Origin of the sequence: Devosia oryziradicis, assembly GCF_016698645.1 — a bacterium.
Taxonomy (GTDB): Bacteria; Pseudomonadota; Alphaproteobacteria; order Rhizobiales; family Devosiaceae; genus Devosia; species Devosia oryziradicis.
The window spans coordinates 2,693,946-2,718,054 of the sequence record NZ_CP068047.1 but is presented as its reverse complement, the minus strand read 5'-3'; the positions used below and the strand labels follow the sequence as shown (position 1 = coordinate 2,718,054).

Here is a 24,109-nt window from a genome sequence, read left to right as displayed (position 1 = left end):
CAAGGCTGTCACAACGAAAAAGGGCGACCCGAAGGCCGCCCTTTCCGCAGGCAATCGGTGGCTTACGCGCCGAACAGGTTCGACGACAGCAGCCCGAACAGGGTCGCCAGCGAGCGCACCACTTCGACCGGCACATTGGTGCCGACGAACTGGCCCGAAGCATCGACCTGCGATGGGGTTTCGGTGGGCGTACCGTCGATGTCGACGGTAACGTGCTTGGATTCCTTCATGATGATCTGGGCGGTGATGCCGTCGGCGGCCGCGAAAAGATCGCTGTTGGCATCACCCGTGGCAAACAGCGCGTCGTCGCTGGCAGCGTCGGCCGAAGGCAGCGTCAGTGTCAAATCATACTGGGTCTGCGTGTCGACGCCGGGCGTGTCCGTCCACGGCATGTTCCCCTTGAGCACGTATTCCTTGTCGGCGCAGTTGGCCTTGAGGTCGAGGAACCAGCTCTCGGTTTGGTACGCGAACACCATGTTCCCCGACCAGGTGCAGCCCGCATCCGAGGGCAGGCCCGCCGAAGGAATATAGAGGCGGTTGAGGTCCACCGTATCGACACGGTCGTCGATCACCCCGCCACCCTGGGTCTGGCCGAGATTGGCCATGATGGAGTCCTTGAGCGCCGAGGCGCCGCTGGAGGTGACTTCCGGCTTGAGGTTCATCGAGCCGGCAAAGGCGCCGGCGGACGGCGCGACTTTGCCCAGCGCCAGGTAGTTCACCGCCAGGCCCGAGCCATCGGTATAGCCGTCGGCATTGACCGTATAGCCGCCCGAATACTGCGTGCGCGGCAGCAGGGCCTGGTTGGATGGATTGACGATGGAGCCGCTGCCGGCCACGGCGCAAGCCTTGTCCGAGCGAACGACGAGGAACTGGGTATAGCCGGCCGAACAGGTGAGCTCGAGCTGGGTCTTTACCTGCGCGTCACCGATATTGACGGCAAACACGTCCTTGCGGGACGGGTCCTTGAGCGACGGCATGGTTGCCGAGGCGGTAAAATCGACATTGGCAGGCACAGCCGCCTGGGCGAAAGCGGTTGCGGGCAGGGCGGCGACAAGCAGGGAAGCGAGGGTGATGCTCTTGAGCTGCAACGTGGTTCTCCATGGACAAAGGATGGAAATACGGGCGCCCCGGTTCCCATCGGTCCACAGCCGCCCACGCCATTACTTGCAGTAACGCGATGAACCCTGGCTGACGGCGAATGTCGGATTCAATTCAGCATTGCGCGATGCAATCGTGCCGAAGGCGGCGGTCAGTCCAGCGGACACCAGCCCATGGTTCCACGCTGCACCTCGAGCGGCCGGAACTGCGCCTTGTAGGCCATCTTGGGCGAGTCCTTTACCCAATAGCCGAGGTACACATAGCTCAGGTTCGCCGATCGAACCTGCGCGATATGATCGAGGATCAGGTACGTGCCAAGGCTCCGCTGCGCCAGGTCGGGGTCGTAGAACGAATAGACCATGGAAAGCCCGTCGGGCATCACGTCGGTCAGGGCAACCGCGACCAGTGTCTGGTCGGGATGGTCACGCAGGCGATACTCGACCAGCACAGATTGTACCGGCGTGTCCTCGACCATGTATTCGTAGTCGACGAAGCTCATCTGGTTCATGCCGCCACCGGCATGGCGCGATTCCAGGTAGCGCTTGAACAACTCGTACTGCTCGGCAGTGGCCGTGGTGGGTCGCACCTCTACCGAAAGGTCGTCATTGTGCTTGAGCACACGGCGGAAACGTCCCGAAGCCTCGAAATCGTTGGCGACGATGCGTACCGACTGGCAGGCATTGCAGCCCTCGCAGGCCGGACGATAGATCAGGTTCTGGCTGCGTCGGAAGCCGTTCTCGCTGAGCAGGTGGTGCAGGCTCGATGCCCGCCGTCCAGTGAGATGGGTAAACAGCTTCCTCTCCTGCTTTCCGGGCAGGTAGGGACACGGCATGGCCGCGGTCAGGAAGAGCTGGGTTGTTTCCGGCGTCTGGTCGGTCATTAATGACCCTTGGATGCAATCAGGGGATTGTACTCCCCCGTGTCACCCCCGGCAACGATTCAATAAGCGCTGCTGCTTTGCGCAGCATGGGCGCGCCAGTGCCGTACCATGGGCGAGCGCCGGACCATCAGCGTGCCCGTCACCAGGTCATGAATCATCTGCCGGCGCGGTGTGAACAGCGCAAACAGCAGCGACAGCGGCCAGGAGATCCAGGTCGTCAGCCAGAACACCGCGGCGTGGATGATCGCCATCCAGCCATCGAGCGGCTGCCCGCGCGTTGGCGTCAGCACGATATCCATCATCTGCATGCCGATGGTCGCCCGCTTGGGCGATCCCAGGGTCGCGCCATAATAGAGCACGAGGGTTGCCGGAACGACGAAGACCAGCGCCAGCCAGGCCAGCCCAAAGGTCAGGAAGCCCGCAATCAGCCCGACGAAGGCAAAAGCGAGGATCAGCGTCCCCATCACGACAAGATCGATGAAGAAGGCAATCACGCGTCGGGTCAATACCCCCTCGAACAGCTGCGGAGCCGTGGAAGGATCGGGCAAGACAGGGCGGGCATTCTGATAAGTCTGGTCCATGGCCAATCACATTGTACCGCCCGCCCCCTCACGCAAGAGGGCGAGGCACAGAATTGTTACCACTACTCGATGGCAGCCGGCCATGCGTGCTCGGGCAGAAGCTCGGCAAGCGTTCGCACCATGTCGGATCCCAGCACGATAGTGGTTGCCAGGTTCGCGTCATCGAGGTCGCGCATGAACTGCCGGCAATGGCCACAGGGCGGCAGGACGTGCAGCTTGCCGGTGGTCGCGTCGCGCCAAACGGCGACCACGCTGGCGATGCGATACTCGCCCGCTGTCACCATTGCGGCGATGGCACTACGCTCCGCACATAGTCCCCAGCTGGCGGTGTCCACGCAGACCCCGTCGAATATCCGGCCCGTTTCGGAAACCACTGCGGCCGCGACGTCTCCGAACACGCGGCCATCTGCCGTCTTGTGCGGCTTGAGCAGCGCTGCAGCCCGTTCGATCAGAGGCCGGTTCGATGGCGCCGCCATGTTACCGGCCCAGCTCCCGCGCCACTTCCAAGGCGAAATACGTCAGCACGCCATTGGCGCCGGCGCGCTTGAAGGCATGCAGGCTCTCCATGATCGCGCCCTTGCGGTCGATCGCGCCCGCCGCGGCCGCCATTTCGATCATCGCGAACTCACCGCTCACCTGGTAGGCGTAGATGGGAATGTTGAAACTGTCCTTGGCCCGTCGGACGATGTCGAGGTAAGGCAGGCCTGGCTTGACCATGACGCTGTCGGCACCCTCGGCAATGTCCTGCTCGATCTCGCGCATTGCCTCGTCCGAATTGGCATAGTCCATCTGGTAGGTGCGCTTGTCGCCCTTGAGCCGGCTGCCCGACCCTACCGCTTCGCGGAACGGACCGTAGTAATAGGACGCGTATTTGGCGGCATAGGCCATGATCTGGGTCTGCTCATGCCCGGCGGCATCGAGCGCCTCGCGCAGCGCAGCGACCCGGCCGTCCATCATGTCGGAGGGGGCGATGATATCGGCGCCAGCCTGGGTCTGGACCAGCGCCGAGCGGATCATCACGGCCACGGTTTCGTCATTGAGAATTTCGCCATCGCGCACCAGACCGTCCTGGCCATCACTCGAATATTCGTCGAGGGCCACATCCGCGATCAGCCCGATCTCGGGCACCGCATTCTTGATGGCCGACAGGGCGCGGCACATCAGGTTGTCCGGGTTGTAAGCCTCGGCGGCGCTCTCGTTGCGCAAATGGTCCGGCGTGTTGGGGAAGAGCGCCAGTGCCGGAATGCCGGCATCTCGAGCGGCCTTGGCGGCCTCGACGCAAAGGTCGACACTCAGTCGCTCGACGCCCGGCATGGTGCGGATCTGCGTCTTTTCGTTGTGACCCTCGATAACGAAGAGCGGCCAGATCAGGTCGGCGGGCGTGAGCACGGTCTCGCGCACCATGGCGCGGCTCCATGCTGTCCGCCGGGCCCTGCGCAAGCGGCGGCCGCCCAGAAATTCCATATCGTGCTTGTGCCAGGCATCGACCATGTCGGGGCTCCCCATTTATGCGGCTCTCCTTATCAGCGCCCTCTGCGCCGTCCAAGCTCCGGCTTGTCGCATCGACCATGGAAGGATAGAAAACCGCATGGATTTCAGCGCCCAGCCGATCGGCATCTATATCCGCATCGTCGCCATCATCAGCCTGCTGCTCGGCTTGAACGACGCCGCGCGCCTGCTTGGTGTCAACCTGGGCGACGTCAGCCCGATTGCCACAATGGGGATCAACGGCTTCGTCTACCTCGCCATCTTCGCGCTGGCCCGGCTCTTTGCGGCGGTGGGTCTGTGGATCAAGGCGAGCTGGGGCGCGGTGCTGCTGGTTGGCGCTACCGTGGTCGAACTCAGCATGCATCTATTGGGCAATCCGGATGTCCGCATGTCGGCCTTCGGCTTCGCCGTGCGCATCGTACTGCTCGCGTCGATCCTCATCATCTTCTTCCTGTCGATCCGCCTCAACCGCGCCCGCGCCGCCGACTAACCCGGGTTGGGGTGGAACTGCTCGATGGTGATCTCCTCAGCCATCGCATCCTGCGGCGCGCCGAAGCTCGTCACTGTTGTAAACCAGCGGGTGGTCTGCCCGTTTGCGTGAAACGCCAGCGGCAGCAACACCGAACCACGCCAGTGGCTGCGAACCATCGAAAGCGCCGCCGTTCCCGGCTGCATCATGGCCCGCCGCATCACGGTTCCCATCGCCGACTGCGGCCCGTGGCGTCGCACACCCTCCCGCATCCGGTGCAGCAGGTATTCGGCGACGTCGCTCCAGTTGACGATCGAGTCGCGCACCTGGCCGGGCATAAATACCAGGTCGACCAAATTGACCTTGCCCAGCACAGTGCGATCCGCGCCGATCATCTCGAGCGCAGCCGGGTTGGCATCGAGAATGTTGAAGGCCATGTCCAACACCAGGGCGGGGTAGGGAGCATGGGCCGCCAGTAGCAGAGTTGCCGCTCGCCGGACTTCCTCCATTTCCGGACTGTCCCATCGGCTGTCGCCGAACTGCGGCGCGAAACCGGCGGCGACCAGCATCGCATTGCGCTCGCGCAGCGGCAGGTCGAGCGCCTCGGCCAGCCGCAGGACCATCTCGGCACTGGGCTTGGAGCGCTCCGACTCGATGAACGAGACATGACGCGTCGAAACCTCGGCGCTCAGCGCCAGGTCCAATTGGCTCATGCCGCGCTGGGTCCGCCACTCACGCAGCATCATACTGAACATCATCGGCCTCCGCTTCTGCCCACACCATGGCCCGCATGCCAAAGCAATTCCATTACCTGGGACGTAATTGAAGGCGTGACCTCCGACGCGCCATCTGGGCCATGCAACTTCAAGGAGATCCACATGACCACCCAGACACAGACACTCCCACGCCTTGATCCTCATCTGGTTTACGGCGTGGATGCCGGCGTATCGGCTGCGATGGGCATAGCATTGCTTGTCATGGCAGAGCCGCTGACCCGATTGGCGGGCTGGGACATGCCGGCCGGCTTTCTCTGGACCATCGGCCTGTTGCTTCTGCCCTGGGCAGCGTTCAACGCCATGGTGGCCCGCATGCCGCGGCCGGGGCGGGCAATGATCAGGGCCAACCTTACGGGCGATATAGCCTGGATCGCCGGCAGCATCGCACTCATCGTGCTCAATGCATCGAGCCTCAGTTCAATCGGCCTGGCGCTGCTGGTCGGGCAGGGGGTGGCCGTGGCCGGGGTCTTGGCGCTCAAACTGGCCGGCGCGCGAGACATGGCCTGAAACACTCGGTGGAAGGGTGGCATGCCGCCCTTTCACACCCTCGTAAGGTTACAAGTTTATGCACCTGTGTAACGAAGAATAAAGCCAAATTCTCATTGCATTCCAGTAAGATGCTTTTAATCACGCTGCTTAGGGCGATCTTAGAAAGGGCGCCGTAGTTTGGCCTCATGAGATGCGAAAAATCGCACAGACTGCAAAACAGTGAGGCACAAATGGCAATCAAATCCAACGCAGCCGAGGCCATCGTTCCGGAACGCCCGCAGAGCCTGAAGCCGCTCTATCTGGAAGCTGTTTCCCGCGTCGAGCGCCTGCACCGGCGCCTGCTCGATCTCATCAAGGATGAGTTCGACCGCATGGGCTGGGACGACATCAACCCCGTTCAGGCGCTGCTGATGTTCAATATCGGCGATGCCGAACTCACCGCCGGCGAGCTGCGCTCCCGCGGTTACTACCTGGGCTCCAACGTTTCCTACAACCTCAAGAAGCTGGTCGAAACCGGCTACATCTTCCAGGAACGGTCGCGCTCCGACCGCCGCTCGGTTCGCATCAAGCTCACCCCCAAGGGCGAGGAAGTGGCCGAAGTCATCGACGAACTTTACGATCGCCACCTCAAGTCCATCGACAAGGTCGGCGGCCTGGGCGACGACGAATTCGACGGCCTCAACAAGGCTCTCGCCCGCCTCGAGCGCTTCTGGGTCGATCAGATCCTCTACAAGCTCTAAGGCCGCCCAGTCACTGTTGCAGCGGCGCTACAGCCGAATTTCAAACGCCGGTCCCATGGGCCGGCGTTCACATTTGTGCCGCAAACACGCGCGAACTGGCTGGTTAGTGGTTTGAAACCATTTCCCGCGTATTCATGGTTCACAAGGTCTGAAGAGGTTCACATGCGGTTGACCGCGTTGTGACCTGCGGGACGCGATGGTAAAAAACCAGCTGCTTCGCGGCTGGAAATTCGGGTGACTATTTGATGCGGCTGACTAGACGTTCCCTGCTCCGGTATTCGGCAATGGCCGGCGCTTCCCTTGCCATGCCCGCCATTGTTCGCGGCCAGGAAGGGGAGTCGATTTTCGACTTGATGAACCGCGGCAACGTGCTGCGCAATGTCGACAAGGATGGCAATACCGCCGCCGCAGAGGCGCTGGTTGCCACCAACGAGCCGATCCTGTCCTTCGATACGGCCTACAACCTGCAGCTGGCGATCTCGCAATACGAACCGTTCGTGGCCAATGGCGGTTGGGAAGAAATCCCGCAGGAGGCTTTCCGGCTGATGATCGGCAAGTCCGGCCCGTCGGTTATTGCGCTCAAGCGCCGGCTTATCTCGTCGGGCGACATGGCGCTGGTGCCCAACGTCAACGATCTGTTCGACGAAGATACGGACCGTGGCGTCCGCATGTTCCAGGCCCGGCACGGCCTGATCCTCAACGGTCAGGTGGACGAGCCGACCTGGTATGCGCTCAACGTGCCGGCTTCGACCCGCCTGCAGCAGCTCTATCTGAACTTCACGCGCGTCCAGAACATGGCCGCTAGTCTCAACCCGCGCTACGTTGTGGTCAACATCCCCGCCGCAACCATCGAAGCGGTCAATGACGGAATGGTCGAGCAGCGCCACACGGCGGTTGTCGGCCGCGTCGAGCGCGCGACGCCGATCATGGCGAGCAAGATCAGCCAGATTAACTTCAACCCTTACTGGCATGTGCCCAAGTCACTGGTCCGCCAGGACCTGACCAAGTACATGATGCAGAACCCCAACTACCTGACCGAGCAGAACATTTTCATCTACGATGGCTCCGGCAACAAGGTCGATCCGCAGTCGATCAACTGGGCGGACATCAGCGACGCTGAAGTGAACTACATGTATCGGCAGGAGCCTGGAGCGGCCAACTCGATGGGCCACTGCAAGATCAACTTCTACAATCCCTACGACTGCTACCTGCATGACACGCCGACCAAGGCGCTGTTCGGTGAAAACGCCCGCTTCCACTCCTCGGGCTGTGTGCGTGTCGACGGCGTCAATCAGTTGGTCAATTGGCTGCTGCGCGACAATGGCGACTGGGATCAGCAGAAGGTCGACACAACTTTCGAGACGCTGCAGCGTGTCGACGTCGAGTGCAAGGCCCGCGTGCCGATCCACACGACCTACATCACCGCCTGGGCTAATCGACAGGGCACCGTCAGCTTCCGTGACGACGTCTACAAGTTCGACGAGCAGGGCAAGGTCACCTTCAACGAGACTGCCAACGGTTGATCTGCCTCACCCGAGCAATTGGGCGCCCTCCCTCGCGGAGGGCGTTTGCTTTTGCGTCGCACGAAATCCTGCTAAAGTCAGGGCAGGGGATGTGCGATGGCGGATGGTGAGGTCTATTTCGAGTTTGTGCAGGTCGGCCAGCAGATGCGGGTCGCTGCCATCGATGCCGCGTCGGGCATAGAGGTGATTGTCGTCACACCCGTCTCCGCCAGCAAGCACCAGATGCAGCAAGTGGCGCTGGCCAAGCTGCGCAAGCGGCTCGCTGATACGGCCGCCCCACCACCACCGGTTTCCGGCAAATTTGCCTGATTGTTTCGACGGCTTGCACTTCCCCTGTCGCCCGTTCTGCGCCATATTGTCGGCGTTCGCGCGACTGGCGAGAAGAGATGGGTAACCATCGGGGAACGCGAACCTTGTAGAGCCGCTCGCCTGGGCACCCATCCGCAACCCCGGGAGCCCCTATGCCATCCCATACCCTACGGCCTTGGAATCGCGCTTCGCAGCATGATAAAGCCTTCGCCATGCCGTTCTCTTTCGTCTCAAGCGAGGTAATTTTTCCATGAGCACCGCTACATCATCCTCGCTGTTCCCGACCTTTTTCTCCGGCTCGCTGGCCGACAGTGATCCTGAAATCGCCCGCGCGATCCAGGATGAATTGGGCCGTCAGCAGCACGAAATCGAACTGATCGCTTCTGAAAACATCGTGTCCCGTGCCGTCCTCGAGGCACAGGGGTCGATCATGACCAACAAGTATGCGGAAGGTTATCCGGGCAAGCGCTACTATGGCGGCTGTCAGTTCGTCGACGTCGCCGAGACGCTGGCCATCGAGCGCGCCAAGCAGCTGTTCGGCGCCAGTTTCGCCAACGTGCAGCCCAATTCCGGTAGCCAGATGAACCAGGCCGTGTTCCTGGCACTGCTGCAGCCCGGCGATACCTTCATGGGCCTGGACCTCAATTCGGGTGGCCACCTCACCCATGGTTCGCCGGTCAACATGAGCGGCAAGTGGTTCAACGTGGTGTCCTACGGCGTGCGCCGCGATGACCATCTGCTGGACATGGACGAAGTCGAGCGCCTGGCACACGAGCACAAGCCCAAGCTGATCTTGGCCGGTGGTACCGCCTATTCGCGCATCTGGGACTGGAAGCGTTTCCGCGAGATCGCTGATTCCATTGGTGCTTATCTGATGGTGGACATGGCTCACATCGCCGGCCTGGTCGCCGGCGGCGTCCATCCCTCGCCGGTCCCTCATGCCCATGTCTGCACGACGACGACCCATAAGTCCCTGCGGGGCCCGCGCGGCGGCATGATCCTGACCAATGACGAGGATATCGCCAAGAAGATCAATTCGGCGGTATTCCCCGGTCTCCAGGGCGGTCCGCTCATGCATGTGATTGCCGCCAAGGCGGTGGCATTCAAGGAGGCGCTGCAGCCCGAGTTCAAGGCCTATGCCCGCCAGGTGGTGGACAATGCCCGCGCTCTGTCCGAGACGCTCAAGTCGCACGGTCTCGACGTCGTCTCCGGGGGGACCGACAATCACCTGATGCTGGTCGACCTGCGGCCCAAGAATGCCACCGGCAAGAAGGCGGAGCAGGGCCTGGGCCGCGCCTTCATCACCTGCAACAAGAACGGCATTCCGTTCGATCCGGAAAAGCCTTTCGTCACCTCGGGCATCCGCCTCGGCACACCGGCGGGCACTACCCGCGGCTTCGGTATCGCCGAATTCCAGGAAATCGGTGCGCTGATCGTCGAGGTGCTCGATGGCCTGCGCGAAGCCAATTCCGAGGAAGGCAATGCCGCCGTCGAGGCTGCCGTGGGCGCCAAGGTCAAGGCCCTCACTGCGCGCTTTCCGATCTACGCAAACTAAGGGTTCCTCATGCGCTGTCCCTATTGCGGCAACGATGATACGCAGGTCAAGGACAGCCGCCCGACCGAGGATTCCGGCGCCATTCGCCGCCGCCGCGTCTGCAATGGATGCGGCGGCCGCTTCACCACCTTCGAACGCGTCCAGCTGCGCGACCTGACCGTGGTCAAAAAGAGCGGCCGCAAGGTGCCGTTCGATCGCGAGAAGCTCGCCAAGTCGGTCTATACGGCGCTGCGCAAGCGCTCGGTCGAGACGGAGCGCACCGAACGCATGATTTCCGGCATCGTGCGCCAGCTTGAGAGCCTCGGCGATGTGGAAGTGACATCCGACCAGATCGGCGAATATGTCATGGACGGACTCAAGGGCCTCGATGACGTGGCCTTCGTGCGCTTCGCGTCCGTTTACAAAAATTTCTCGGCGGCCGACGACTTCCGCGATTTCCTCGCCGAGCTCGCCAACGGGCAGGGCACGATGCGGGACGACGAGTGACGCAGCTCTCCACAGAGGACCGCCGGTGGCTCGACGCGGCCGTGCGCTATGCCAGGCCCTTCGCTGGCACGACGGCAGATGTACCCGGTTCGGTCGCCCTGCTTGTCGATCCCCAGACGCAAACTCTCGTCGCCCGATCTATGACTGCCAGGGGCGGGCGTCCGCATGCCGAGGCGGAGGCGATCGCCAAGGCGGGCTTCGAGGCCGCCGGGTGTACGCTCTACGTCACCATCGAGCCTTGCCATCATTGGGGCCGCACGCCGCCTTGCGTTGATGCCATCATCCGCGCCGGCATCATGCGGGTCGTGATCGGTACGCTTGATCCAGACCTGCGCACGGCAGGCGGCAGCCTGGCTGAGCTCCAGTCGGCCGGCATCGAAGCTGTCCTTGCCAACCACCGCCCCTCCCAGGCGCTGCATGCCGGCCATGCACTGCGCCACCGCGCGCAGCGGCCCTTCGTCACCGCGGTAATGATCGTGTCTGCCGACGGCATGATCGGCCAGCATGGCGCGACCAGGGCGGCCATCGCAGGATCCGAAGCCGCGGCATGGATCGACTTGCTTCGCACGCGCTCCGAAGCGGTGCTGATCGGAGCTGCTACGGCAGGCAGCGACGAAGCCGAACTGGCCGTAGGTTTGCCCGATCTTGCCTCGCGCACCCCTCTGCGTGTGGTTCTGGCAGGCGCCTCGGGCGTTGATCGCCAGGTGAATCTGATTGGCGGCTTTTCTGGCTATCGCACTGCAGTCATTGCAGAATCGAATTCCAGTGTCGACGCGCCAGCGTCGGTCGAAATCATCCGTGTCGCCGGAAATCGCGGGCGGCCGGACCTGGCCGCAGCTCTTCAAGTGCTGGCTCAGCGCAACGTCCAGAACCTGCTCGTTGAGTCTGGCCGACGTCTCACCACAGCATTGCTGGAAGCCGACCTGATCGACCGTTTCGCGCTGATCAAGGGTCAGCGCGAACTCGGCGAGGACGCCGTTTCGGCAAGTCTGGATGGTCCGATCGAGGATGCGCTGGCCGCCGCCGGGCTGGCCGAGGTCGATCGGCAAGTGCTCGGCGACGACAATTTGACGCTTTATGAGCGGCAACGGCTGGCAGTTCGAGGCCGAGCCCCTGTTGAAGTTCCTGCCATAGGCGATTATGGGGTTGCGTCCTCCCCAGGAGCACCTTGGCCGTTTGGCCTCGCAGCAAAGATGAAAGTACCGATGGCTGACGCCCCCAAACGCAATCCACAGGCCGACCGACCCGCCAACCAGCGCGGTGCCGCTCGCCTGGCCGCCGTGCAGGCGCTCTATCAGATGGATGTGGGGCGCGCGACGCTTGAGGACACGCTTGCCCAGTTTGGCGCATATCATCTGGGTCGCGAAATCGAGGGCGAGCAGTATCTGCCCGCCGACGCCGACTTCTTCCGCCAGATCGTGACCGGCGTTGCCAAGCATCAATTGGCCATCGACCCTGCCGTGGATCGCGCCCTGGCTGACGGCTGGCCGGTGGAACGCGTCGACGCCACGCTGCGCGCTATTCTGCGCGCCGCCGCGTTTGAGCTGCTGCGTCGCAAGGATATTCCCCCGCGCGTTGTCATTACCGAATATGTCGACGTCGCCCGGGCATTCTACGAAGACGATGCCACCGGCCTGGTCAACGCCACGCTCGACGCCATGGCGCGGGAAGCGGGTCTGGATCTGGCAGAGGGCGAGGGCAAGGGCGCCTAGTCACCGGCCGGGATGGCTGCGCTGCCGATACGCAGCGGCTCGCGCGGGCCCAGGCTCGGATCGTATTTCTCCTTGGCACGCACCATCTGGAATACCGCATCGATGTCGGAGGCCTCAAACGCCGCCAATGCCTGTTCAGTCGGCGGGAGAAAGTTCCCGTCCAGGTCGCCCTCGTAAAGGTCGAGCGCCGTAAGGGCCGTCTGCATCGCCTCGACCACCTCCGCTGACTGCAGGTGCAGTCCTTCCCAGAAATCGGAATGCACGTCGCTGCGCATCGAGCTTCTCGTCGCCCAGTAGGCCAGCAGCAGCCAGTAGCCGGCCCGCTGCGCGTCCTGGCGCGCTTCGTATTGGCCCTGCAACTGGAAGTCTATGTCCGTGGACCCTGTTCCATAGGTGTAGAACAGGCCCACCATAGCCATGGAATTGGGATCGCCGTGCACGGCCGCATAGCGGGCGTAGTCGGCCACCCTTAAGGGCAGATCGTCGGCAGCGGCATACCCGCTCCAATACATCCCTGTCAGATAACCGGCGCAGACGTAGTTGCCGCGCGATGCCTGCTCGGCCGCGGCAACGTCGTAGGATGCCCCGTTGCCGTCGAGGTCCGCCTGCCCGAAGGTGCGGATCGCCTCGCAGCGGATCGACTGGCCGAATTCGCCGTCCCGGGCCCGTTCCATGTAGCTCAGAGCGTCGCCCGTGCTGACGCCGGAACTCTCGTCGAACATGGTGCCAAGTGCGTACTGGGCCACGCCCAATCCGTCATCCGCCAGCGCGCGATAAGTCTCGGTAGCGAACAGGTTGTCATCTTGCGTGCCGCCGCGCTCGGCAAACTGGTCCCTGGCCACCGCATGATAGAACCGGACTTCGGCATCGTCGGGGAATTGCTCGACCGCAGCACCGCAGACGGACAGGGCACTGGCGAGCCCCATGCGCGGGACCCAGTCGAAATGGTCCCGATCTCCAAATGCGCCAATGCAAGCCTGGCGCAATGGTTCGCCCTGGAGCTTCGTCTTGGCAAGGGCAGGGCCGCTCCACAAGGCAGCGAGCGCGATCAGTGCCGCCAGACGCGGCGGTCTTCCAGCTGTAAGTTCATGCAACATGCAACAGCTCGCCGATCAGAGTTACCGCCAGATCGGCGATAACATAGAGCGGGGAGGGCGGGCTGTCGACGTTGGGCTAGAACGACTGCAGGATCTGGTCGATGAAGGTGCGGTCTTCGCCGAAGGAAGGGGTACGACGGCTCTCGATGGCGATCGTCTTGCCGTCCTGGAGACCATAGACAGCCTTGTCGATGACCTTCTTGTTCTTGTCGAAATAAACCACCAGCACGGTGCGCGAGTCGATCATCGTCATGCCGAACGCGGTCTGACGCACCTTGGTCTCGACATAATAGAATGCAGACTGGTCGCCGAACGTGTTGGTCGACTGCGGCGAACCCAGCACGAGGGTCACAAGCTGCTGGCTCTGGCCAGGCCGGATCTGCGCCATGGCGCTATCGGAGATTTCGTAGCCCTGGGTCCGCTTGGTGATCAGCGAATTGCTGCTGGTGCATGCGGCGAGCGTCACTGCGAGCAGGGCTGCTGCGGCGAGCGGCGCAAATGAACCGGAGGCGATACGCAGGGGCATGAATTTGACTTTCTCGATGGCTCTCGACTATAGGCACGGCAGCAAGGCGGCGGCCCTTGTAGCCGCCGGAATGTGTAACTGCCAAGCCATCGGTCTGGCAAGCTGGCAATGGTCCGGCGCCCCTGTTAGGCCGATCAAGATGCAAAGCGCAATCCCATGATCCTGTCCCTGTTCCGCAAGAACACCGCTACTGCACCGGTTTACGCCGTCTATAGCGCCATTGTGGCGCAATCCCGGCAACCCCGGTTCTACGCCGAGTGGCTGGTGCCCGACACGGTGACAGGGCGCTTCGACATGATCAGCCTCCATATGGCGCTGCTGTTCCGCCGCCTGCGCGCCGAAACCGGCGAGCAGAAGGAGTTCAGCCAGGCCGTGTTCGACCTCTTCTTCAAGGACATGGACCGCTCGCTGCGCGAAATGGGCGTTGGCGACCTGGGAGTTCCCAAGCGCATCCAGAAAATGGGCAACATCTTTTTTGGCCTGTTGGCCGCGATGAACGAGGCCATGGACAAGGCCGACGCTGAGGCCCTCCAGGCCGTGCTGTCGCGCAACGTCTTTGATGGTGCGACCGGTCCGCATGTCGAAGCCCTCGCAGCCTACCTGCTTGCCGAGGATCGGGCACTGGCGAGCCAGCCGGTAGGTGCCATCACGGGCGGTTCACTCAGTTTCGAGGTCGCGGCGTGACCGCGCCGTCTCCCCTTTTCGATGCCATCGTTCGCATCGATCGGCTGCCGGCGACAGGGCGCGACTTGACCGTTGCGCTCGACGAGCCCACGCGTGCTGCGCTTGCGGAAATGCTCAAGGTCAGCGCTGTCGACCGCTTCGATGCCACCCTGACGGTTGCGCCGCTGCGCGGCGGGATACGAGCGCTGGGCCGGCTCATTGCCGATATCGTCCAGCCATCGGTGGTCACCTTCGAGCCGGTACCGCAGCATATCGACGAGCCCGTCGATCGCGTCTTCCTGCCTGAGGCGCAGGCCCACAAGCCCACTCCAGGCTCGGAGATATTCATCGACCTCGAGGATGACGACTTCCCCGACCACATCGATGGGCCGGAGGTGGATCTCAGCGCTCTGTTGATCGAAACCCTTGCGCTGGCCATCGACCCCTATCCGCGGGCGCCGGGCGAAAGTCTCGATTCGCTCGGGATCGATGTCGGCGGTGGCCCCGCCAGCCCGTTTGCCGCTCTCGAAAAACTCAAGAAGTCCACCGATATCGATCGGTAGCGCATGGCGCCGGGGCTTGCACCGACCCCCCGATGGGATATGTTTGGCCGCCTCCCTCGCGGGGCAAAGAACGGGCTGAAATGACCGATACAATAACAATATCAGTGGATGCCATGGGCGGCGATAACGCTCCGCGCGCGGTGATCCACGGAGCGTCCCTGGCCCTGCGCGAGCGCAAGAACACCCGTTTCATCTTTCATGGGCGGCAGGAGCAGATTGCGCCGCTGCTCGACGAATTTTCCGAACTCAAGCCTGCCTCGACAGTCCGACACTGCGAGCAGGTGATCGCCATGGACGAAAAGCCCAGCCAGGCGCTGCGCAAGGGCAAAGGCACGTCCTCGATGTGGATGGCCATCCAGTCGGTCAAGGACGGAGAGGCCGATGTCGCCATTTCCGGCGGCAATACCGGCGCGCTGATGGCCATGGCCACTTTCTGCCTGCGGCCGATGCAGGGCATTTCCCGTCCCGGGATTGCGGCTATCTGGCCCACGCTGCGCAGTGACATCATCGTGCTGGACATGGGCGCCACGATCGGGGCCGACGCCAAGCAACTGGTCGACTACGCCATTCTTGGTTCGGCCCTAGCCCGTTGTCTGTTCGATGATGACGCCCCTACGGTTGGCCTGCTCAATGTGGGCACCGAAGAGGTCAAGGGCCTCGACTATATCAAGGAAGCCGGCAAGATCCTGACCGAGGCCAGCGGCTCTGGTTTCACCTATCATGGCTTTGTCGAGGGCGACGACATCGGCAAGGGTACGGTCGACGTGGTCGTCACCGAGGGCTTCACCGGCAACATCGCGCTCAAGACCGCCGAAGGCACCGCGCGACAGGTCGGATCGTATCTCCGCAATGCCCTCAAATCGAACCTCATGAGCCGTATCGGGGCCTTGTTTGCCACCTCGGCGCTCAATGCCCTGCGGCGCAAGATGGACCCGCGCACCGTCAATGGCGGCGTGTTCATGGGCCTGAACGGCATCGTTATCAAATCCCATGGCGGCACGGACGAAATTGGCTACAAGAGTGCGCTGAGCCTCTCCTACGAAATGGCCCGCAGTCGCCTCATCGACAAGATCGGCGACACCATGCAGCGCTTCCCCATCAAGGTGGTCTCCGAGACTCCGGAAGCAGAACCCGAGGCGAAACCGGCGTGACCAAGACGCGTACCATCATCCGCGGTGTCGGCGGCTATCTTCCCGAGAAGGTGCTGACCAACGCCGAGTTGGCCACCATGGTCGATACGACCGACGAGTGGATTCAGCAGCGCGTTGGCATCAAGGAGCGCCATATCGCTGCCGAAGGGCAGTTCACGTCGGACCTGGCGGTGGAAGCCGCCCGCAAGGCCATGGTTGCGGCAGGCGTCACGCCAGAGGATATCGATCTGATCGTGGTGGCCACTACGACACCCGACTATACCTTTCCGGCCGCCGCAACGCTGGTGCAGATGAAGCTGGGCATTCATCACGGCATGGCATTCGACATCCAGGCGGTGTGTTCCGGTTTCGTCTACGCCATCGCTACGGCTGACAGCTACATCAAGAATGGCCTCGCGACCCGCGCTCTGGTGATCGGCGCCGAGACCTTCTCCCGCCTGCTCGATTGGACCGACCGTACGACCTGCGTGCTGTTCGGCGACGGGGCAGGGGCCGTGGTGCTCGAGAAGATCGAGCTTGTCGACGATGCGCCGGAGCGTGGCGTTCTGGCCTCGGCGCTTCGGTCCGACGGCCACCATTGGGACAAGCTCTATGTCGATGGCGGTCCGTCCACGACGGGCACCACCGGCCACGTGCACATGCAGGGCCCCGAAGTCTTCCGCCATGCCGTGGGCAAGATTACCGACGTGGTCTATGCCACCCTCGAAAAGACCGGATACACCGTTGATGACCTCGACTGGTTCGTGCCGCACCAGGCGAACCGCCGGATCATCGAGGGCGCCGGCAACAAGCTCGGCCTGCCGCCCGAAAAGGTGGTCCTCACCGTGGACCTTCATGCCAACACCTCAGCCGCCTCCGTGCCACTGGCCTTGAGCACCGCCGTGGCCGATGGCCGGATCAAGCAGGGCGACCTCGTCATGCTCGAAGCGATGGGCGGCGGCTTTACTTGGGGTGCGTCCCTCATTCGCTGGTAGCAGCCGCCGTTGGGCGATTGACCTTAGGCGTTTCAAGGCGTTAGTGTCCTTTTTGGGTGGAGGAACCCAGCGTAGAAACCGGCCGCATGAGGGGTAAGTGACGGTCTGGTATCGCTGAGCGAGCGGAAGGATTCCCGCGGTCATGGCTCGACTCGATGTACGAGTCGTGCCGGCAACTATTGTGATCAGGGACGACAGCCAACGCGTCCCGGCGTGGGGATTTGCACCTCTCGGCAACACGGGGGTACGAATGACGCAGAAGACGATAACGCGGGCCGATCTGGCCGAAGCAGTCTATGGCACCGTCGGATTGTCACGGACCGAGTCGGCGGAACTGGTGGAACGGGTGCTCGAACTTATCGGCGACGCCCTCATCACCGGGGCAAACGTCAAGCTATCGTCTTTCGGTTCCTTCCAGGTCCGCTCGAAAAATGAGCGTATCGGCCGCAATCCCAAGACTGGCGAAGAGGTCCCGATCCTCCCTCGCCAGGTTCTTGTGTTCAAGCCATCCAACGTGTTGAAGTCCAAGATCAACAAATCTATGGTTCGTGCTGGAAAATAAGCCATCCAGCGAGTCTCAGCCTCCGTGGACAAGTCGCCAGACGCCTTCCGGACGATATCCGAAGCCGCCGATGAGCTGGACCTGCCCCAGCACGTCCTGCGCTTCTGGGAGACGCGTTTCTCCACCATAAAGCCGCTGAAGCGCGGCGGCGGGCGACGCTACTATCGCCCCGAAGACGTGCTGCTACTACGCGGCATCCGCCACCTGCTCTACGATCAAGGCTTTACCATTAAGGGCGTGCAGCGCATCCTCAAGGATCAGGGCAGCCGCTATGTGATCGCTGTCGGCGAGGGCAAGCCGCTCGAAGAAATCCTGCCAATGATCGAGCAGGCCGAGGCCGCTGGCGACGAGGCGGAAATCGAAGAAGCCGTGATGCTGGCCAGCCCGGGCCTCGATCGCGAGTCGCGCGACAAGCTCTCCGACGTCCTGCGCGAACTGCTCGAATGCAAGCGCATCCTCGAGCGCGCCAGGGAAGCCTGAGACCGGCTTTTGGCACGTTCGCAAAACCCGTGCGCTCGCAATCCCTGCAGGTGAACGAACTGCTCCCGACCATTGCCGGGAGCAGCTTGGTGCTAGGCGACGCTGAGCGTCCTGCTGCGACCGGATTCGACCAGGAATATCACCGTCGAGGCCGCCAGGATCAGCGCGGCGCCTGGCCAGAACCAGCCGGACGGCACCTGCGACAGCAAAATCCAGCCCAAAAGGCCGCTGAGTGGCACCTTGAGGTCGCCGAAGGGCTGCAAATACGTCGCGTCGGCCGCCTTGTAGGCCACGGCCAGCAGATATTGCGCGGCGGCCGTCAGCGCGCCGAGGAGGACCAGCAGGCCCAGGGCAGTGCCGCCGGGCAGGGCGAAGACGTTGTCGGCCAGCCCCGCGGGTAGAAGGCCGGGCGTCAATCCGCCGAGCGCCCAGACGGCGAGCAGGATCAGCAGGTGGTTCGGCGTCACCAGCACCAGCAATGAGACCGTCAGCGTCTCGGGGCTTTCGCCCTGTTTGCTGAGATACTTCGTCAAGACGTCCGTGGTGGCCCAGAGCGCGGCAGCGGCGATCGGGATGAGGGTCGACCACGTCAGGCCATCCGCCCCGATACCAGACACTAGTATGGCACCGACAAAGCCGACCAGCGCCGCACCGATGCGGACACTGGAAGCGCGCTCGCCCAGGAACAGGGTCGAGCCGAGGATGATGAACAGCGGCCCGGTGGCCAAGAGGGTCACCATCTGCCAGATCGGCACGCCCATAGCGAAACCATAGACAAATACGTGGACGCCCAGGGCCGAAACGAAGGCGCGGATTTCATGGGCGAGCGGGTGGCTCGTGCGCAGATTGCCCAAGCCAATGCGCAGGATCAGGGGGAGGGCCAGCACCGAGGCGATGACATATTGCCAGAACGCCATGCCCGTGGAGCTCATTCCGTAGCCGCCATATTCGACAGGCGTGGGTAGGGCAGATTGCAGCAGGTTGCTGCCGGCAAACGCCAGGCTTGCCGCTATCATGAAGAAGGCGCCAGTGGCGGCGCCGTCGTGGAAATTCGAGGAAACCTGGCTCATTGAACGTCCTTTCCGTAACCAGTTTCCTCAGGGTTACGGGAAGTCCCGCCGATGCCGCGCCCGGCCCGAAACGGGTTACGGACGCCGACAAGCCAGCGTTGGTCCCGTTCTCTTTCATCCGGACTATACCGTCGGCTCCGGAATTACACCGGATCTGCTGACCCAATGGACCCGTGGTCCAAAGGCGCTCGCGGGCTTGGCGTTGCCGCCTTTACCGCCGGTGGGGAATTGCACCCCGCCCTGAGAACATGCAGCACTTACCGTGCCACGACAGCCAAGATAGGGTAGGGTGAATGCCCCGACAAGTAGACACAAAGGTGTAACTGTGCGTCGTCAGCGAACAATGGAGAAATTCCGTCTGCAAACAACGGATCATGCTTTGCCTCAATGTGTAGCCAAATTCGCAAAGGTCGCAGCGAGATGGTCCAGCACGACTCGAATGCGTAGCACCCTGGACAGGTTCTCATGCGTCACTGTCCACACTTCCAGCATATGAAGATCGAAATCCGGTAGTACGCGGACAAGGCCTGGATCGCTGATCCCAAGGGGAATCGGGCACACGGCTAGGCCGATGCCGCTTCTGGCGGCCGAGACCTGGGCTGGGTGGCTGTCGGTCCGAAGCACGAAGTGGTCGGGTGTAAAGTTCGGCCCAAGGCGGGCAGCGATGGCAAGATCGGTCGGGTTCCGGTCAGGGCCGACCAGCGCATGGTGCGCCAGGTCCGCTACCCTGCTCGGGACGCCGTGGCGTTCGAGATAGGCGGGGGACGCGAAGAAACCGATCGGGTAGCGGGCAATCTTCCGCGCGACCAGCGAGCCTTGCCGGGGCGCAACGGTGCGCACCGCAATATCGACTTCGTGCGCCAGCACGTCCGCCTCGGCGTTGCTGAGGGCAAGCTCGATACGCAATCGCGGATGCGCGACGAGCATGGGCTGCAACATTGCCGGGATCATCTCGACCCCCATTATGTCGGGAACGCTCATGCGTACGCTGCCGGCGATCTCGCCTGTCGGCGCCGATGCCTGCCGCTGGAAAAGGTCGGCCGCATTGGCCATGGTCTGTGCCGCCTCGCGTAGTGCCTCGGCAGTCTCGGTCGGACTGAGGCCATTGACCGACCGGGTGAAAAGCACCGTTCCGAGTGCCTGCTCGAGCGCCTCGATCCGCGAGCGCACAGTCGGGTGTGACAGACCCAAAGCCCGCGCCGCGCCTGCAAGGCTACCTGCCTCCAGCACCGCCAGAAAGATGCGATGGTCATCCCAGGACGGGGTGTTGCTCATAAAAAACCTTACAGCTAATGCAGGAATATAGCCAATTCTGTTACAGGCAAGATGCGCGCATCTTCACTCCATCGCAACACTGATGGAGCAGTGACCATGACTACCGCAAAGAAAGTTCTCGTCCTCGGCGCAACCGGTGGCATCGGAGGCGTCATCGCGGACGCGTTGCTCCGCCACGGCTGGACCGTTAGGGGCATGGCTCGCGATGCCGCGGCTGCTCGCAAGCTCAGGGCCAATATCGATTGGGTGCAAGGGGATGCGATGAACGGCGCGGATGTCCGCGCTGCGGCGCAAGGTGCGACGGTTATCATCCACGCAGTGAACCCGCCGAACTACGCCAACTGGGACAAGCTCGTCCTTCCGATGATCGACAACACGATCGCGGCTGCCAAGGCAGTTGGTGCCCGGATCGTCCTGCCGGGGACGATCTACAATTTTGATCCTGCCCTAACGCCGGTAATCCGGGCAGACAGTCCGCAACAGCCCCGCAGCCGCAAGGGGTCCATACGGGTGGAGCTCGAGCGCCGCCTGGAAGCGGCATCGTCCAATGTTCCAGTGTTGATCCTGCGTGCGGGTGATTTCTTCGGCCCTGGCGCTCGATCGAACTGGTTTGGGCAGGCCATGGTCACGCCCGGCCAGCCTGTGTCCGTCGTAAAGAATCTCGATCGCAGCGGCGGCCATAGCTGGGCTTACCTGCCTGATCTGGCCGAAGCGATGGCGCTCCTGCTCGACGCCGGTGAAAAACTGGAACCCTTCGAACGGGTACAGTTCGCCGGCTACTACGACCAGTCGGGTACCGAGATTGTCGACGCTGTCGCGCGGGTGGCTGGCAAAACCATTCGCCGCGCGGGCTTCCCCTGGTGGGCCATGCACCTTCTGTCCCCGCTTGGTGGCTTTCCGCGGGAAGCGGCTGAAATTGCCCAGTATTGGCGCCATCCTGTCCGCCTCGACAATGCGCGCCTCGTCGAATTGATCGGCGCCGAGCCACGAACCCCGATCGATCAGGCCATCCGGGCCAGCCTGATGGATCTCGGTTGCCTGCCTGCGCCCACCCCTGCAGCCACCGCCATCAAACCTGCCTGAGCAAACGCTGCCAGGCCGCAACACAGGAGTATCCTCATGTCTGCCACCACCGTCTCCACCTCGGCCATCCCCCACTACGCTTTCTGGACCGCCGCCGCCGTGCCGACGCTGATCCTCACCGGCTTTGGGCTGGTCACCACGCTTCCCATTGCCATTCTCGGGATCGCTGCCTTGCGCGATCCTCGTCTTGCACCGGTGCGCGCCTGGATTGGGCTGACCGTGGGAATGTTAGTTGGGCCGTTCTTCACATGGCTGTTTCGCGCCGACCCCAGCGCCAGCCTCACATCGCTGCTGCACCCGGCAATGGCCATCGCGATTGCCGCTGGGGCCGGAGTGACGCTGATCGCCATGCTTCGCCAGAACCGCGGCTGACATGAGGGATTGGACATGAACAGTCCAGCTCGTCTCAAGGCGAAGGGCTCCGTTGGGAGCCCTTCTTGTTCGTTCTAGCCGTTATCGAGCCAGGCAACCTGTTCGGGCGTCAGCTTGAAATCGAAGGTCTTGAGGCTGTCGTCCAACTCGGCCAGGGTGCGTGGTCCGATGAGCGGGATCGACGGGAAGTCCTGCGCCAACACGAAAGCCAGCGCGATGTGGATCGGGTTCTGGCCGAGTTGCTTGGCCAGCTCGATGGCGCGGTCACGACGGGCGAAATTCTTGTCGTTGTACCAGCAGCGCACCAGCTCCTCATTGTCGGTCTTGTCGCGGCCGGCACGGTCGGTGAAGAAGCCCCGGCCCTGGCTGGACCAGGAGAAGTTGGTCACCTGCTTTTGCTTCAGCCACGCCTTCCACGCATCGGTTGAGGCGGTGACGCAGCCGTCCCAGATCGGCACCAGCATTTCCGAAAGCGCGAAGTTGTTCGACAGCGCCATCGGCTTGGTCTTGCCGGTGCGTTCGGCATAGGCGACGGCTTCGTCGAAGCGCTCCATCGTCCAGTTCGAACCACCGAAGGGCCCGCGAATGCGCCCCTTCTTCACCTCGGCATCCATGGCGTCGACGAATTCGCCCACCGGGACTTCGACGTTATCACGATGCATGAAGTAGACGTCGACGTAGTCGGTTTGCAGGCGATCCAGCGACTGGGTCAACTGCTTGGCAATGACGTCAGGATAGACCAGCGGGCTATGGGCGCCCTTGCCGATCAGCACGGCCTGCTCGCGTGTGCCGCGGCTCTTGTGCCACTCACCGAACAGCTTTTCGGTGTAGCCACCGGCATAAATGAATGCGGTGTCAAAGATGTTGCCACCGCGCTCCCAGAAGGCGTCGAGCAGAATGGCGCCCGAGGCGAAGGTGCGGAAATCTTCGAAGCCGAGCGCGACGGCCGAAGCCTGCTTGTCCAGGCCCGGAATGGAGCGCTTGGGAATGACACCGGTATTGGGGCCGAGCTTGCGGTTGTCGAGCGTGTTGACCCGGTTGACCGATTTCTCGACCGAGAATTCGATGCCCGCATCCTTGCGCCAGGCGTCGAGCACGCGGAGATTGCCCAGCGTATCGGCCCAACTCATGCCGGGCGCCGAGAATTCCTGGCGCTTCTCGATGATAGCCAACGAGGCGGCCTCGGCCTCGAAGGAATAGACATGAGCGGATTCGTTGACGCTGACCGTTTCGGTCTTGCCGCCCTTGATGATGTCGATCTTGCCCAGGCCCTGGTCACGATTGCCGCCGGCGAACCAGAAATCCGGAACCTCGATGCGGCCGTCCGAGCCGTGAATGCGCAGCACGTTGTCCAGGTTTGCCATCACGGCGCAGGAGACCTGGGCGACGATGCCATTGCCAAAGGTCAGCAGGGCCGCGGCATAGTCATCGGTGCCTTCCGCGTTGAGCTGCGCGGTGCCCGAAACCTTGACCGGGTCGGCAAAACCCTGACCGGCCACGGCGCCCGCGATCAGGCGGGCCATCGATACTGGGTAGCAACCCACGTCCATGATGCCACCGCCAGCCAACGCCGAGGCGAACAGCCTGTGCTGCGGCTGGAACTTGCCCATATTGAAGCCGAAGCTGGACTGGATCATCCTGATTTCGCCGATTGTGCCGGACTTGACCAGTTCGATGATCTTGGCAGTCTGCGGATGCAGGCGATACATGAAGGCTTCGCCGGCAAAAGTGCCGGCCTTGCGGTGGGCGTGGAACACTGCGTCGGCTTCATGCGCCGACAGGGCCAGCGGCTTTTCAACAAGCACGTGCTTGCCGGCTTCGGCGGCCTTGATGGCCCATTCGGCGTGGCCGGTATGCGGCACGGCGATATAGACCGCGTCGATATTGGGGTCGGCGAGCAGAGCGTCATAGCCCTTGACCACACGGATACCAGGGAAATCGGTGGCGAGGTTCGGCTTGCTCGGATCGCGGGTGGCGATGGCTTCCAGCACGCCATGCTTGGAGTTGGCAACCCCGTCTCGGAAGGCCTTGGCAATGCTGCCGGGCCCGATGATGCCCCAGCGGATCTTTTGGTCGGTCATGAAACTGGTCCTTGGTTCTGATCTCGGCGTCATCCCCGAGGGGGCGGGGTCCATTCCTCGTGAAATGGAGGTTGGACTTCCGCCCTCGCGGGCATGACGCGGTTCG

At 62.7% G+C, this 24,109-nt stretch carries 27 protein-coding genes and 2 riboswitches; of the genes, 16 read left to right on the top strand and 11 right to left on the bottom strand.

Translation table 11 applies throughout. The features are described 5' to 3' along the window. Positions 1 to 62: 62 nt before the first annotated feature. The 5 genes from JI749_RS13620 to hemB all read right to left on the bottom strand — a co-directional run bounded on the left by JI749_RS13620 (position 63) and on the right by hemB (position 4,050). Positions 63 to 1,088: a hypothetical protein gene (locus JI749_RS13620; protein WP_201654895.1), complete on the bottom strand. Its 1,026-nt coding sequence runs from the start codon at positions 1,086 to 1,088 to the stop codon at positions 63 to 65. Positions 1,089 to 1,249: 161 nt separating this feature from the next. Beyond that, entirely contained in the window at positions 1,250 to 1,978 is a 729-nt protein-coding gene (locus JI749_RS13615; RefSeq protein ID WP_201654892.1) for an arginyltransferase, read from the bottom strand. 59 nt (positions 1,979 to 2,037) lie between these two features. Next, entirely contained in the window at positions 2,038 to 2,559 is a 522-nt protein-coding gene (locus tag JI749_RS13610) for an RDD family protein (protein WP_201654889.1), read from the bottom strand. Positions 2,560 to 2,621: 62 nt separating this feature from the next. Beyond that, the gene (locus tag JI749_RS13605) at positions 2,622 to 3,035 is read right to left on the bottom strand and encodes a cytidine deaminase family protein (RefSeq protein WP_201654886.1); all 414 of its coding nucleotides are present in this window, start codon (positions 3,033 to 3,035) and stop codon (positions 2,622 to 2,624) included. A 1-nt stretch (position 3,036) separates the two neighbouring features. Beyond that, the gene (gene hemB / locus JI749_RS13600; RefSeq protein WP_233280939.1) at positions 3,037 to 4,050 is read right to left on the bottom strand and encodes a porphobilinogen synthase; all 1,014 of its coding nucleotides are present in this window, start codon (positions 4,048 to 4,050) and stop codon (positions 3,037 to 3,039) included. 97 nt (positions 4,051 to 4,147) lie between these two features. On the opposite strand from hemB, the gene JI749_RS13595 reads away from it, so the two are divergent. Further along, positions 4,148 to 4,537 carry a hypothetical protein gene (locus JI749_RS13595; protein ID WP_201654880.1) on the top strand — a complete coding sequence of 130 codons (390 nt, stop codon included), beginning with the start codon at positions 4,148 to 4,150 and terminating at the stop codon, positions 4,535 to 4,537. Here the strand turns inward: JI749_RS13595 and JI749_RS13590 are convergent. Then, positions 4,534 to 5,271 (bottom strand): MmyB family transcriptional regulator, encoded by a 738-nt coding sequence (locus tag JI749_RS13590; protein WP_201654877.1) that lies wholly within the window; start codon positions 5,269 to 5,271, stop codon positions 4,534 to 4,536. The two genes, JI749_RS13595 and JI749_RS13590, sit on opposite strands and share 4 nt — an antisense overlap. Positions 5,272 to 5,394: 123 nt before the next feature. On the opposite strand from JI749_RS13590, the gene JI749_RS13585 reads away from it, so the two are divergent. The 7 genes from JI749_RS13585 (at position 5,395) to ribD (ending at position 12,106) form a co-directional block, all read left to right on the top strand. Beyond that, entirely contained in the window at positions 5,395 to 5,799 is a 405-nt protein-coding gene (locus tag JI749_RS13585; RefSeq protein WP_201654874.1) for a hypothetical protein, read from the top strand. A 212-nt stretch (positions 5,800 to 6,011) separates the two neighbouring features. Further along, positions 6,012 to 6,521, top strand: a complete 510-nt coding sequence (gene ldtR / locus JI749_RS13580; protein ID WP_056252463.1) for a transcriptional regulator LdtR — start codon at positions 6,012 to 6,014, stop codon at positions 6,519 to 6,521. A gap of 284 nt (positions 6,522 to 6,805) precedes the next feature. After that, entirely contained in the window at positions 6,806 to 8,044 is a 1,239-nt protein-coding gene (locus JI749_RS13575) for a L,D-transpeptidase family protein (protein ID WP_201654871.1), read from the top strand. 96 nt (positions 8,045 to 8,140) lie between these two features. Next, complete coding sequence (locus JI749_RS13570) at positions 8,141 to 8,353, top strand: DUF6898 family protein (RefSeq protein WP_201654868.1); 213 nt, start codon at positions 8,141 to 8,143, stop codon at positions 8,351 to 8,353. Positions 8,354 to 8,403: 50 nt separating this feature from the next. Then, positions 8,404 to 8,486: riboswitch (ZMP/ZTP riboswitch) on the top strand. Positions 8,487 to 8,603: 117 nt separating this feature from the next. Further along, positions 8,604 to 9,908: a serine hydroxymethyltransferase gene (gene glyA / locus JI749_RS13565; RefSeq protein ID WP_201654866.1), complete on the top strand. Its 1,305-nt coding sequence runs from the start codon at positions 8,604 to 8,606 to the stop codon at positions 9,906 to 9,908. Positions 9,909 to 9,917: 9 nt separating this feature from the next. Then, complete coding sequence (nrdR, locus tag JI749_RS13560; protein WP_201654863.1) at positions 9,918 to 10,394, top strand: transcriptional regulator NrdR; 477 nt, start codon at positions 9,918 to 9,920, stop codon at positions 10,392 to 10,394. Further along, positions 10,391 to 12,106 carry a bifunctional diaminohydroxyphosphoribosylaminopyrimidine deaminase/5-amino-6-(5-phosphoribosylamino)uracil reductase RibD gene (gene ribD, locus JI749_RS13555; RefSeq protein WP_201654860.1) on the top strand — a complete coding sequence of 572 codons (1,716 nt, stop codon included), beginning with the start codon at positions 10,391 to 10,393 and terminating at the stop codon, positions 12,104 to 12,106. Before nrdR ends, ribD begins: the two co-directional genes overlap by 4 nt. Here ribD and JI749_RS13550 read toward each other — a convergent pair. Both JI749_RS13550 and JI749_RS13545 read right to left on the bottom strand, forming a co-directional pair. Then, complete coding sequence (locus JI749_RS13550; RefSeq protein ID WP_201654857.1) at positions 12,103 to 13,032, bottom strand: sel1 repeat family protein; 930 nt, start codon at positions 13,030 to 13,032, stop codon at positions 12,103 to 12,105. The genes ribD and JI749_RS13550 overlap by 4 nt on opposite strands. A 247-nt stretch (positions 13,033 to 13,279) precedes the next feature. Next, positions 13,280 to 13,729 (bottom strand): outer membrane protein assembly factor BamE, encoded by a 450-nt coding sequence (locus JI749_RS13545; protein WP_201654854.1) that lies wholly within the window; start codon positions 13,727 to 13,729, stop codon positions 13,280 to 13,282. Between the two features lie 156 nt (positions 13,730 to 13,885). Between JI749_RS13545 and JI749_RS13540 the strand changes: the two genes are divergently transcribed. From JI749_RS13540 to JI749_RS13515, 6 genes are all read left to right on the top strand, one after another. Continuing rightward, positions 13,886 to 14,413 carry a ubiquinol-cytochrome C chaperone family protein gene (locus JI749_RS13540; RefSeq protein ID WP_201654851.1) on the top strand — a complete coding sequence of 176 codons (528 nt, stop codon included), beginning with the start codon at positions 13,886 to 13,888 and terminating at the stop codon, positions 14,411 to 14,413. Further along, positions 14,410 to 14,955, top strand: coding sequence for a YceD family protein (locus JI749_RS13535; protein WP_201654848.1), 546 nt, complete (start codon positions 14,410 to 14,412; stop codon positions 14,953 to 14,955). The genes JI749_RS13540 and JI749_RS13535 overlap by 4 nt, the downstream gene beginning before the upstream one ends. Before the next feature lie 80 nt (positions 14,956 to 15,035). Continuing rightward, a complete protein-coding gene (plsX, locus tag JI749_RS13530) occupies positions 15,036 to 16,106 on the top strand; it encodes a phosphate acyltransferase PlsX (protein ID WP_201654845.1) in 1,071 nt (356 codons plus the stop codon). After that, entirely contained in the window at positions 16,103 to 17,080 is a 978-nt protein-coding gene (locus tag JI749_RS13525) for a beta-ketoacyl-ACP synthase III (RefSeq protein ID WP_201654842.1), read from the top strand. Before plsX ends, JI749_RS13525 begins: the two co-directional genes overlap by 4 nt. A gap of 250 nt (positions 17,081 to 17,330) precedes the next feature. After that, positions 17,331 to 17,642: an integration host factor subunit alpha gene (locus JI749_RS13520; RefSeq protein WP_056229170.1), complete on the top strand. Its 312-nt coding sequence runs from the start codon at positions 17,331 to 17,333 to the stop codon at positions 17,640 to 17,642. 24 nt (positions 17,643 to 17,666) lie between these two features. Further along, positions 17,667 to 18,122 (top strand): MerR family transcriptional regulator, encoded by a 456-nt coding sequence (locus tag JI749_RS13515; protein ID WP_201654839.1) that lies wholly within the window; start codon positions 17,667 to 17,669, stop codon positions 18,120 to 18,122. A gap of 92 nt (positions 18,123 to 18,214) precedes the next feature. On the opposite strand, the gene JI749_RS13510 is transcribed toward JI749_RS13515, so the two are convergent. Beyond that, complete coding sequence (locus JI749_RS13510; RefSeq protein WP_201654836.1) at positions 18,215 to 19,192, bottom strand: DMT family transporter; 978 nt, start codon at positions 19,190 to 19,192, stop codon at positions 18,215 to 18,217. Positions 19,193 to 19,294: 102 nt separating this feature from the next. After that, a riboswitch (FMN riboswitch) is annotated at positions 19,295 to 19,444 on the bottom strand. Positions 19,445 to 19,576: 132 nt separating this feature from the next. Beyond that, a complete protein-coding gene (locus tag JI749_RS13505; RefSeq protein ID WP_201654833.1) occupies positions 19,577 to 20,467 on the bottom strand; it encodes a LysR family transcriptional regulator in 891 nt (296 codons plus the stop codon). 96 nt (positions 20,468 to 20,563) lie between these two features. Here JI749_RS13505 and JI749_RS13500 point away from each other — a divergent pair, with 96 nt between their 5' ends. Together JI749_RS13500 and JI749_RS13495 are read left to right on the top strand one after the other, a co-directional pair. Next, positions 20,564 to 21,550, top strand: coding sequence for an NAD(P)H-binding protein (locus JI749_RS13500; protein WP_201654830.1), 987 nt, complete (start codon positions 20,564 to 20,566; stop codon positions 21,548 to 21,550). Between the two features lie 36 nt (positions 21,551 to 21,586). Beyond that, a complete protein-coding gene (locus JI749_RS13495; protein ID WP_201654827.1) occupies positions 21,587 to 21,922 on the top strand; it encodes a hypothetical protein in 336 nt (111 codons plus the stop codon). Positions 21,923 to 21,996: 74 nt separating this feature from the next. Here JI749_RS13495 and JI749_RS13490 read toward each other — a convergent pair whose 3' ends face one another. Further along, positions 21,997 to 24,003, bottom strand: a complete 2,007-nt coding sequence (locus tag JI749_RS13490) for an aldo/keto reductase (protein ID WP_201654824.1) — start codon at positions 24,001 to 24,003, stop codon at positions 21,997 to 21,999. Positions 24,004 to 24,109 lie beyond the last annotated feature (106 nt).

What these genes read in the sequence shown, in the direction of transcription:
- JI749_RS13610 (WP_201654889.1), bottom strand. Translation starts at nt 2,559, where the DNA reads ATGGACCAGACTTATCAGAATGCCCGCCCTGTCTTGCCCGATCCTTCC.
- JI749_RS13585 (WP_201654874.1), top strand. Translation starts at nt 5,395, where the DNA reads ATGACCACCCAGACACAGACACTCCCACGCCTTGATCCTCATCTGGTT.
- JI749_RS13615 (WP_201654892.1), bottom strand. Translation starts at nt 1,978, where the DNA reads ATGACCGACCAGACGCCGGAAACAACCCAGCTCTTCCTGACCGCGGCC.
- plsX (WP_201654845.1), top strand. Translation starts at nt 15,036, where the DNA reads ATGACCGATACAATAACAATATCAGTGGATGCCATGGGCGGCGATAAC.
- JI749_RS13495 (WP_201654827.1), top strand. Translation starts at nt 21,587, where the DNA reads ATGTCTGCCACCACCGTCTCCACCTCGGCCATCCCCCACTACGCTTTC.
- JI749_RS13550 (WP_201654857.1), bottom strand. Translation starts at nt 13,032, where the DNA reads ATGGGGCTCGCCAGTGCCCTGTCCGTCTGCGGTGCTGCGGTCGAGCAA.
- JI749_RS13575 (WP_201654871.1), top strand. Translation starts at nt 6,806, where the DNA reads ATGGCCGGCGCTTCCCTTGCCATGCCCGCCATTGTTCGCGGCCAGGAA.
- ldtR (WP_056252463.1), top strand. Translation starts at nt 6,012, where the DNA reads ATGGCAATCAAATCCAACGCAGCCGAGGCCATCGTTCCGGAACGCCCG.
- JI749_RS13545 (WP_201654854.1), bottom strand. Translation starts at nt 13,729, where the DNA reads ATGCCCCTGCGTATCGCCTCCGGTTCATTTGCGCCGCTCGCCGCAGCA.
- JI749_RS13500 (WP_201654830.1), top strand. Translation starts at nt 20,564, where the DNA reads ATGACTACCGCAAAGAAAGTTCTCGTCCTCGGCGCAACCGGTGGCATC.
- JI749_RS13505 (WP_201654833.1), bottom strand. Translation starts at nt 20,467, where the DNA reads ATGAGCAACACCCCGTCCTGGGATGACCATCGCATCTTTCTGGCGGTG.
- JI749_RS13490 (WP_201654824.1), bottom strand. Translation starts at nt 24,003, where the DNA reads ATGACCGACCAAAAGATCCGCTGGGGCATCATCGGGCCCGGCAGCATT.
- hemB (WP_233280939.1), bottom strand. Translation starts at nt 4,050, where the DNA reads ATGGTCGATGCCTGGCACAAGCACGATATGGAATTTCTGGGCGGCCGC.
- JI749_RS13605 (WP_201654886.1), bottom strand. Translation starts at nt 3,035, where the DNA reads ATGGCGGCGCCATCGAACCGGCCTCTGATCGAACGGGCTGCAGCGCTG.
- JI749_RS13520 (WP_056229170.1), top strand. Translation starts at nt 17,331, where the DNA reads ATGACGCAGAAGACGATAACGCGGGCCGATCTGGCCGAAGCAGTCTAT.
- JI749_RS13570 (WP_201654868.1), top strand. Translation starts at nt 8,141, where the DNA reads ATGGCGGATGGTGAGGTCTATTTCGAGTTTGTGCAGGTCGGCCAGCAG.
- nrdR (WP_201654863.1), top strand. Translation starts at nt 9,918, where the DNA reads ATGCGCTGTCCCTATTGCGGCAACGATGATACGCAGGTCAAGGACAGC.
- JI749_RS13590 (WP_201654877.1), bottom strand. Translation starts at nt 5,271, where the DNA reads ATGTTCAGTATGATGCTGCGTGAGTGGCGGACCCAGCGCGGCATGAGC.
- glyA (WP_201654866.1), top strand. Translation starts at nt 8,604, where the DNA reads ATGAGCACCGCTACATCATCCTCGCTGTTCCCGACCTTTTTCTCCGGC.
- JI749_RS13510 (WP_201654836.1), bottom strand. Translation starts at nt 19,192, where the DNA reads ATGAGCCAGGTTTCCTCGAATTTCCACGACGGCGCCGCCACTGGCGCC.
- JI749_RS13595 (WP_201654880.1), top strand. Translation starts at nt 4,148, where the DNA reads ATGGATTTCAGCGCCCAGCCGATCGGCATCTATATCCGCATCGTCGCC.
- JI749_RS13540 (WP_201654851.1), top strand. Translation starts at nt 13,886, where the DNA reads ATGATCCTGTCCCTGTTCCGCAAGAACACCGCTACTGCACCGGTTTAC.